This is a genomic window from Mycobacterium sp. (genome assembly GCF_049280035.1).
Taxonomy (GTDB): Bacteria; Actinomycetota; Actinomycetes; order Mycobacteriales; family Mycobacteriaceae; genus Mycobacterium.
On the sequence record NZ_JBAPPI010000143.1, the window covers coordinates 1 to 8,464 of the forward strand.

The 8,464-nt window shown below is 64.5% G+C and carries 7 protein-coding genes; 3 read left to right on the top strand and 4 right to left on the bottom strand.

Annotated elements, in window-relative coordinates; genetic code table 11:
- Positions 1-76 precede the first annotated feature (76 nt).
- Entirely contained in the window at positions 77-622 is a 546-nt protein-coding gene (locus WAN71_RS04640) for an adenylate kinase (RefSeq protein ID WP_422224207.1), read from the bottom strand.
- On the bottom strand, positions 619-1,944 hold the full coding sequence (gene secY, locus WAN71_RS04645) for a preprotein translocase subunit SecY (protein WP_422224208.1): 1,326 nt from the start codon (positions 1,942-1,944) through the stop codon (positions 619-621). Before secY ends, WAN71_RS04640 begins: the two co-directional genes overlap by 4 nt.
- Positions 1,945-2,206: 262 nt before the next feature.
- Between secY and WAN71_RS04650 the strand changes: the two genes are divergently transcribed.
- Both WAN71_RS04650 and WAN71_RS04655 read left to right on the top strand, forming a co-directional pair.
- Entirely contained in the window at positions 2,207-3,127 is a 921-nt protein-coding gene (locus WAN71_RS04650; RefSeq protein WP_422224209.1) for a class I SAM-dependent methyltransferase, read from the top strand.
- Between the two features lie 11 nt (positions 3,128-3,138).
- Positions 3,139-4,068: a class I SAM-dependent methyltransferase gene (locus tag WAN71_RS04655; RefSeq protein ID WP_422224210.1), complete on the top strand. Its 930-nt coding sequence runs from the start codon at positions 3,139-3,141 to the stop codon at positions 4,066-4,068.
- 18 nt (positions 4,069-4,086) lie between these two features.
- On the opposite strand, the gene WAN71_RS04660 is transcribed toward WAN71_RS04655, so the two are convergent.
- Together WAN71_RS04660 and WAN71_RS04665 are read right to left on the bottom strand one after the other, a co-directional pair.
- Entirely contained in the window at positions 4,087-5,427 is a 1,341-nt protein-coding gene (locus WAN71_RS04660; protein WP_422224211.1) for an FAD-binding oxidoreductase, read from the bottom strand.
- Between the two features lie 36 nt (positions 5,428-5,463).
- Positions 5,464-6,648 carry a flavin-containing monooxygenase gene (locus WAN71_RS04665; RefSeq protein ID WP_422224212.1) on the bottom strand — a complete coding sequence of 395 codons (1,185 nt, stop codon included), beginning with the start codon at positions 6,646-6,648 and terminating at the stop codon, positions 5,464-5,466.
- A gap of 124 nt (positions 6,649-6,772) precedes the next feature.
- On the opposite strand from WAN71_RS04665, the gene WAN71_RS04670 reads away from it, so the two are divergent.
- Positions 6,773-8,464, top strand: a 1,692-nt coding sequence (locus WAN71_RS04670) for a thiamine pyrophosphate-binding protein (protein ID WP_422224213.1), incomplete at its 3' end; no start/stop codon positions are given.

The following is an 8,464-nucleotide window of genomic DNA, read 5'->3' on the forward strand; positions in this document are numbered from 1 at the left end:
GCCATCGCGTCCAGCTCGCCGGCGCTGCGCTGTGGCACCAGCTTGCGACTGCGCAGCCCGCCCAGGGCGATCACGGTTACCTTCCCAGGGCCCGTAGCGCGCGAGCGAACACTTCGTCCACGGCGCCGACCGCGTCGACGGTTTTCAACTCGTGGCTGTAGTACTCGATCAGCGGCGCGGTTTCGTCCCGGTAGACCTTCATCCGGTTGAGGATGACCTCGTCGGTGTCGTCGGCGCGGCCGCGCGCTCTGAGCCGCTCGAGCAGCACGTCCTCCGGCACCCGAAACTCCAGCACCGCGTCGAGCTGGGTCCCCCGGCGCTCGAGCATGTCATGGAGTGCTTTGGCCTGCCCGACCGAGCGTGGGTAACCGTCCAGGATGAAACCGTCGCTTACGTCCGGTTTGGCCAGCCGGTCGTCGACGAGTTCGTTGGTCAGTTCGGACGGCACCAGGTCGCCGGCGTCCAGGTAGCGCTTGGCCTCCAGGCCGAGCCTGGTGCCGGTGTTGATGTTGTGCCGAAACAGCTCCCCGGTGGAGAGATGCGGTATTTGGAGTTTCTCCGCCAGCTTCTCGGCCTGCGTGCCCTTACCCGCTCCGGGCGGACCAAGCAACACAACTCTCACTTGAGGAACCCTTCGTAGTTGCGCTGCATGAGCTGACTTTCGATTTGTTTCACGGTATCCAACCCGACGCCGATCGCGATCAGCACCGCAGTGCCGCCGAACGGCAGGTTCTGCACCGTCCCCGTGTTGCCGATCTGGAGGAACAGATTAGGCAGCACCGCGATGACGCCGAGGTAGATCGAGCCAGGCAGCGTGATCCTGCTCAGCACATAACGCAAGTAGTCGGCGGTCGGCTTTCCGGGCCGAATGCCGGGGATGAAACCACCGAACTTCTTCATCTCGTCAGCACGTTCGTCGGGGTTGAACGTGACCGACACGTAGAAATACGTGAAGAAGATGATCAGCCCGAAATAGACGGCGATGTAGACCGGGCTCGAGGGGTTCGACAGGTAATTGGCGACGAATTTGTCCCACCAGCTGTTGCCCACACCGCCGGTGCCGCTGCGGATCAGCTGGGTGATCAGACGCGGAATGTAGATCAGCGAGGAGGCGAAGATAACCGGGATAACACCGGCCTGGTTGACCTTCAGCGGCAGATACGTCGAGGTGCCGCCGTACATCCGCCGGCCGACCATCCGCTTGGCGTACTGCACCGGGATGCGGCGTTGGCCCTGCTCGACGAACACCACGCCGATAACGATGATCAGCGCTGCCACGCAGACCGACGCGAACACCATCGCGCCGCGGCTGTCCAGGATGCTTTTGCCTTCGCCAGGAATACGGGCGGCGATGCCGGCGAAAATCAGCAGCGACATGCCGTTGCCGATGCCGCGCTCGGTGATCATCTCGCCCATCCACATCACCAGCGCCGCGCCAGCGGTCATCACCAGCACGATCACCACCAAGGTGAAGATGCTCTGGTCGGCGATGATGTCCAGGTTGCAGCCCTGCAGCAGCCCGCCGTTAGCGGCCAGCGCCACGATGCTGGTGGCCTGCAGGATGGCCAGCGCGATCGCCAGATAACGGGTGTACTGCGTCATCTTGACCTGGCCGGACTGGCCTTCTTTGCGCAGTTCCTCAAACCTCGGGATGACCACGGTGAGCAGCTGCACGATGATGCTCGCGGTGATGTACGGCATCACCCCGACCGCGAACACGGTCAGCTGCAACAGCGCGCCGCCGGAAAACAGATTGATCAGCGAGTAAATCTGGGCCGCTTCCCCGCCGCTGACTTGCGCGATGCACTTCTGCACGTTCGGGTAGTTCACGCCCGGCGACGGCACCGAGGCGCCCAGCCGATAGAGCACCACAATGCCCAGCGTGAACAGGATCTTCCGTCTCAGGTCGACTGTTCGCAGCGATGAGATGAAAGCCGAAAGCACTCTTCCTCCTGCGCAGCCGGGCTCTGGTCGCGGCATGCCAATGGGGCTGGTGTGACCAGCGTCGGGTGGTCCTGCGTCACGCGCCAAGCACTCGCAGGCCAGGAGGTGTCCAGCGCGCGTAGACAGTCTACGAGACTAACAGCGGTGGTCGCGCTCCCCCGCAAACGGGTAGGCCTGGACACAGCAACAAGGCGTACAGTTTCACTGGCTCTTTACCTTGGCTAAGTATCAAGTCGGCGCCGGTTTCGGTGGAAAGGTGACCATGGCACGCAGCGACAGTGACACCTGGGACTTGGCGTCGAGCGTCGGCGCCACCGCGACGATGGTCGCCGCCGCCCGGGCGGTGGCCACCAAGGACGCCGACCCGATCATCAACGACCCGTTCGCCGCCCCGCTGGTCCGGGCGGTGGGGATTGATTTCTTCATCCGCATGGTCGACGGCGAGATCAACGCGACCCTTGACGAAGATGTCGGGGAAACCGGCAAGGTCGAATTGCAGACGGAAACCGACTCGCTGGCGGTGCGTACCCGGTTTTTCGACGACTTCTTCTTGCACGCGACCGCGGCGGGGATCGGTCAAGCGGTGATTCTGGCCGCCGGTCTGGACGCCAGGGCGTACCGGCTGGCGTGGCCACCCGGCACCGTCGTTTACGAAGTCGACCAGCCAAAGGTCATCGACTTCAAAACCCACACCATGGCGCGGCTGGGTGCCGAACCGACGACCGAGCGGCGCACGGTCAGCATCGACTTGCGCGAAGACTGGCCGACTGCGCTGGCCGAAAGCGGTTTCGATGCCACCAAACCGACAGCCTGGAGCGCCGAGGGGCTGTTGATGTACCTGCCGCCGGAAGCTCAAGATCGGCTCTTCGATCACATCACGGCGCTCAGCGCGCCCGGCAGTCAACTGGCCACCGAATATCACCCGGATAGCGGTCCGACGATGGCCGATCGAGGCAAGGCGATGAACGCTCGGTGGGCCAATCTGGGCTGCGACGTCGATTTGTCGGGGCTGTTCTACGAGGGCGAGCGCAACAACGTCGCCGAGTATCTCAGCGGTCGGGACTGGCAGGTGGCCAGCCGTGCTCGACGGGAGCTGTTCGCTGACTACGGTCGCGCATTCCCCAGCGACGAAGCACTGGCCGCTTTCCGCAACATCATCGCCGTCATCGCAACCCGCAGCTAGGAGAGGAAACCATGGCCGTAAGCGACACCAAACGACACGACGGCGACAGTTGGGATCTGGCATCCAGCGTGGGCGCCACCGCCACCGCTGTGGCCGCCCGGCGCGCGATGGCGTCAAAGGGCCCGAATCCGCTGCTCGACGATCCCTTCGCCGAACCATTGGTCAATGCTGTCGGAGTCGACGCCTTCATCAGGATGATGAACGGCGAAATCGAGCTCGCAGATGACCCAGCAGACGATCCGGCATTCACCCCGCGGCGGCTGGCCGAGGGAATGGCGGTCCGGACCCGGTTCTTCGACAACTTCTTCACTGACGCCGCGGCGGCGGGTGTGCGCCAGGCCGTCATCCTGGCTGCCGGGCTCGACACCCGCGCGTACCGGCTGCCATGGCCGCCAGACACCGTGATCTACGAAATCGATCAGCCCCGGGTCATTGAATTCAAGACCCGCACGCTGGCAGATCTGGGCGCGACGCCGTCGGCAGACCGCAGGGCGGTGGCTGTCGACTTGCGCGATGACTGGCCGCAAGCTTTGCGGGACAACGGATTTGACTCGGGGCGGCCTACAGCCTGGATCGCCGAGGGGTTGTTGGGCTATCTGCCGCCGGAAGCCCAAGATCGGTTGTTCGACAACATCACCGCGCTCAGCTTCTGCGGAAGCCGACTGGGTACTGGCTACGTCCCAAATATCCGGGACCGCATTGCCCAACGGGGTAAAGAGATCAGCGAGCGTTGGAGCCGCCTCGGATTGAACCTCAACTGGGCCGATTTGGTCTACGACGGCGAGCGTAACGACGCCGTCGAGTACCTGACCGACCGCGGCTGGGACACGACGGTCCATACGACATCAGAGTTGTACGCCGACAACGGTTTTGACTTCCCCGAGGGCCCGACGATGGTTGCATTCGGCGACATCAAATACGTGTCCGCGCAGTTGCCATAGCGTGCCCGACGCCACCGACTACCCGCGAGCCATCCAGCTGTGGAACAGGCCGTCCGGGTCGTAGGTTGCGCGTACCTGATCCAGGCGCGCCATGTTCGGATCGGTGATGAACTTCGCCGGACGCCGGGCCAGATTCTCGTCGGCGAGTGAAATGCCGGTTGCCAGGTGCGACATTGCCGCCATATTCGACGGGGCCCAATCGCGATAGCGTTCGTCGTCGGCCGGATCGTGCCAGGAGGTGTAGAGCGCCAGATAGATCTCGTCCTCCAGGCCGTAGACCATGTCCGCGCGGTCCGCGGACGGCTTCCAGCCGGCGAAAACGAAGTGCGACGGGTGCGGTGGCAACGTTTCGATGATCTTGCGGATTCCCGGCAGCAGCTCCTCGGCCGAGGCTGACGTGAACATGTTGTCCACGACGTACCGATGATCCTCGGGGTATTTGGTCATCACCGCCGCATACCAATTGGCCAACGTCGTCTCCATATACGGAAGGCTGATGGTGGCGCGGTCGATCACGGGGCAAGTGCCCAGGGCGGCAAGCGCTTTCGTGGCCTGCTCTTCTGAGTCGGCGAAGACCGGGGAGGCGACGGTGATGGCGGGCCCGGTGGACCCTGTCTCCGGAGCGCCGTGCGAGGTCAGGATCTGCAGTTCGACCCGGTCGTCGATCTCGCTGCTGATTGAGCGTCCCCAGCTGAACACCTCGTCAGCGAGCTCGATCGGGTACATGTACAAACAGGTGCCCAACACGGCCGGGCGCCGGTGTAGCCGCAGTGTGAACGAGGTAACCACACCGAAGAAGCCCGGTCCGGAGCCGCGGGCGGCCCAGTACAGATCGGGGTGATTCTCGGGATCGCAGTAGATCTTTTCACCGTCGGCAGTGACGACCTCCAGCCCGAGCACGCTCTCACACGCTGGCCCGACGACCTTGCTGTTCCAGCCGTATCCGCCCTGCAGCAGATAGCCGCCGAGGCGAATGCCTTCACAGTGGCCTGCGGGGAAAAACAGGCCTTGCGAGTCGAGCTCTGTGGCAAAGACGCTGGCGATCTTGCCGGGTCCGACGCGTGCGATCATCTGGTCGGTGTCGACGATGCAGTGATCGAGGCGACTGACGTCGAGCAGCATGCCGCCGTCACGCAGATGGCTGGCGTTCCAGCTGTGTCCGCCCGAGCGGACGCCGATGTGATAGCCGTGAGCCCGGGCATGGCGCACCGCCGCGACGACGTCATTGGCCTCGCAGGCCTGCATGATGACGGCTGGAAAGCGGTCCGGCAGAAGGCTATTCCACACCGTTGCGCGGCGGGCGGCTTCGTATTCGTCTGTACCGCGGTAGAAGAATCGTTTTTCGCGGAGTAGAACCATTGCGGTCTCCTGGATTGTTCTTTTTAGAGCGGCCGGTCAGCCGGCGGAGGTTAACGATTTAGCGGGCTCGGACGACCTGGCTGCCAGGTATGCCGCGACCTGACCGGCCAATGGCGTTGCTGCCAGGCGGATCGCCCGCAGCGGGCCCCTGGGTGGAATGCCGAAACCGATCGCGAACATCCCATCGCCGAGGTGTGAGGCAAAACCGCCGTGCGGGTCGCCGTGCTCGTCGAGGACGCCGAGGTGGCCGACCAGACCGTCGAGGTCGGTGCTGAATCCGGTTGCGGCGACGATCACCTCAGGTGTCACGGTCGTGCCGTCATCGAGGATCACCCGGCGCGAGTCAACGGCCGCCACCGCTGCTACCACCTCAACGCGGCCGCTTCGGACGGCGTCGACGAGTTCATAGGCCAGGGTCGGGATGCGGCCTCGCTGCTCCACCGTTGCCTTCAGTCCGAGCGGCGGCCGGCGGAATCCATAAATCGAAAGGTCACCGAACAGCAAGCGATTGAGACGTGCGATCAGCGGATCGACGATGCGCGCAGGCACCCCCGCGGACAGCTCGAGGAAGACGTCCGACGGGATCGGTCCCATGGCACGCCGCACCAGATGCGGTGGTGTGCGCACCGCCAGCCAGATCTTGCGCGCGCCGTCATCAGCCAGTTGCACCGCTATGTCAGCGGCGGAATTGCCTGCGCCGACAACGAGAACGTCTTGGCCCTGGAAGGGCCAAGCGTTGCGAAAGGCGCCGGAGTGCAGGATCTCACCGGTGAAATGGCTCAAGCCAGGCCAGGGCGGGACGACGGGCGTGTGGTACTTGCCGGTGGCCAGCACGACGGCTGGTGTCCGGATTTGCCCCGACGAGGTGTCGACCAGCCAGCCCCCGGCTGCCCGGTCGATGCGATTGACCTCACATCCGAGCGCAAGGGTGATGTTCTGGCGGCACACGTAGCGGTCGAAGTAGCGGACCATGTCGTCCTTGGTTGGCCAACGCCCGGCCGACAGAGGAATCCGTTGTCCCGGCAGGTGCGACATGAACCCGGTCGTGTTCAGGCGGAAGTTGTCATAGCGATTGCGCCACGAAACCGCAGGTGCTGCGGCCTTGTCGACGACCAGCACCGAAACCCGGTGGCGATGCTCGAGCTCGCGCGCGACGGCAAGGCCTGACGGTCCGGCGCCAATGACGACGACGTCGGGTCTGCTTTGGCGGTCACTGAACACAGGCGGCACGACTCCTTTTCCATATCGTCTCGGCCTTAACACGGTTAACAACGCTGCCTGGTTCATTGCGACCCAATCTCTGGGGCGCTGTGAACCCTGGCCGCTCGGAAGTCGTGTATCTGGTATGCCGACAAATCACCGAGTGGTCGACCACATCGTTGGGCACCTCGCGGGAATCGGAGTCGACTACATCTTCGGGGTAGACGGGGCCAACATCGAAGATCTTTACGACGCCGCCTATTTCCGATCGGATATCACCGCGGTGCTCGCCAAGCACGAGTTCTCCGCCGCCACAATGGCGGATGGATACAGTCGCAGCGGCGCGGGCCTAGGTGTGGTGGCGGCGACGTCCGGTGGGGGAGCGCTGAACCTGATTCCGGGTTTGGGCGAATCATTCGCCAGCCGGGTACCGGTGTTGGCTCTCGTGGGCCAACCGGCGACCACCATGGATGGTCGCGGCAGCTTTCAAGACACCAGCGGCCGCAACGGTTCATTGAATGCCGAAGCGTTATTTTCTGCGGTATCAGTCTTCTGCCAACGGGTGGTGACGCCCGCGGACATTGTCTCGGCGCTACCGGCCGCCATTGCTGCCGCCCTTGCGGGCGGCCCGGCAGTCTTGTTGCTGCCCAAAGACATTCAACAGTCCAGCCTGCCCCTCAATGGCCGCAGTGCCGGACGCCATGCAGAAGTCGAGCGGCCGCGAGTCATCGGCGACCCGCATCCCATTGTGCGCGCCTTGCGGCGGGTGAGTGGACCGGTCACGATCATCGCCGGCGAACAGGTGGCCCGTGATGATGCGCGAGCCGAGCTGTCGACGCTGCGCGGGATGCTGCGCGCCCGGGTGGCAACCGTGCCGGACGCAAAGGATGCCGCCGGGACACCTGGCTTGGGTTCGTCGTCGGCCCTGGGGGTGACCGGAGTGATGGGTCACCCCGGTGTCGCCGATGCGGTGGCCGGCAGTGGGTTGTGCCTGGTGGTGGGCACCCGGCTATCGGTGACCGCGCGCACCGGTCTCGACGACGCGCTGGCAGCGGTGCCAACGATATCCATCGGGTCGGCGCCGCCGTACCTCGCCTGCACCCACGTCCACACCGACGATCTGCGTGCCTCGTTGCGGATGCTCACTCGCGCGCTTTCCGGCGCGGGGCGGCCCACCGGGGTTCGGGTTCCCGATGTGGTGGCGCACACGGAGCTGACCCCGCCAGCGTTCGACGGTCCGGGTGTGCGCTACCGGGACGCGATGACCGAGCTCGATCACGTATTGCCCGACGAGGTGGACATCGTCGTCGATGCCGGCAACACCGGCGCGTCGGCCATTCACTACCTGCCGGTGCGGCGGAAGGGCCGGTTTGCGGTCGCGCTGGGCATGGGCGGCATGGGCTACAGCTTCGGAGCCGGTATCGGGATGGCGTTCGGCCGTGCGAAAGCCCAGGCGCCGGGCCGACGTGTGGTGGTGATCGCGGGGGACGGTGCGTTCTTCATGCACGGCATGGAGGTGCACACCGCGGTGCACTACCGGCTTCCGGTGACTTTTGTGCTGCTCAACAACAACGCCCATGCCATGTGCGTGACCCGCGAGCAGCTCTACTACGACGACCTGTACAGCTACAACCGGTTCGCTCCCAGCCGGCTCGGGGCCGGTCTGGCCACGATGTTCCCGGGACTGGCATCGGTCGACGTCAGCGACACCGAAGGATTGGCCGCGGCAGTGCACGGCTCACTCGCAGTCGACGGCCCGGCGGTCATCAGCGTCGAATGCGCCGCCGACGAAATCCCGCCGTTTGCACCATTTCTCAACGCTCCATTAACCAATAGG

Bases quoted from the DNA above. Each gene is read 5' to 3' on its own strand.
- WAN71_RS04655 (WP_422224210.1), top strand. From the start codon at position 3,139: ATGGCCGTAAGCGACACCAAACGACACGACGGCGACAGTTGGGATCTG.
- WAN71_RS04650 (WP_422224209.1), top strand. From the start codon at position 2,207: ATGGCACGCAGCGACAGTGACACCTGGGACTTGGCGTCGAGCGTCGGC.
- WAN71_RS04660 (WP_422224211.1), bottom strand. From the start codon at position 5,427: ATGGTTCTACTCCGCGAAAAACGATTCTTCTACCGCGGTACAGACGAA.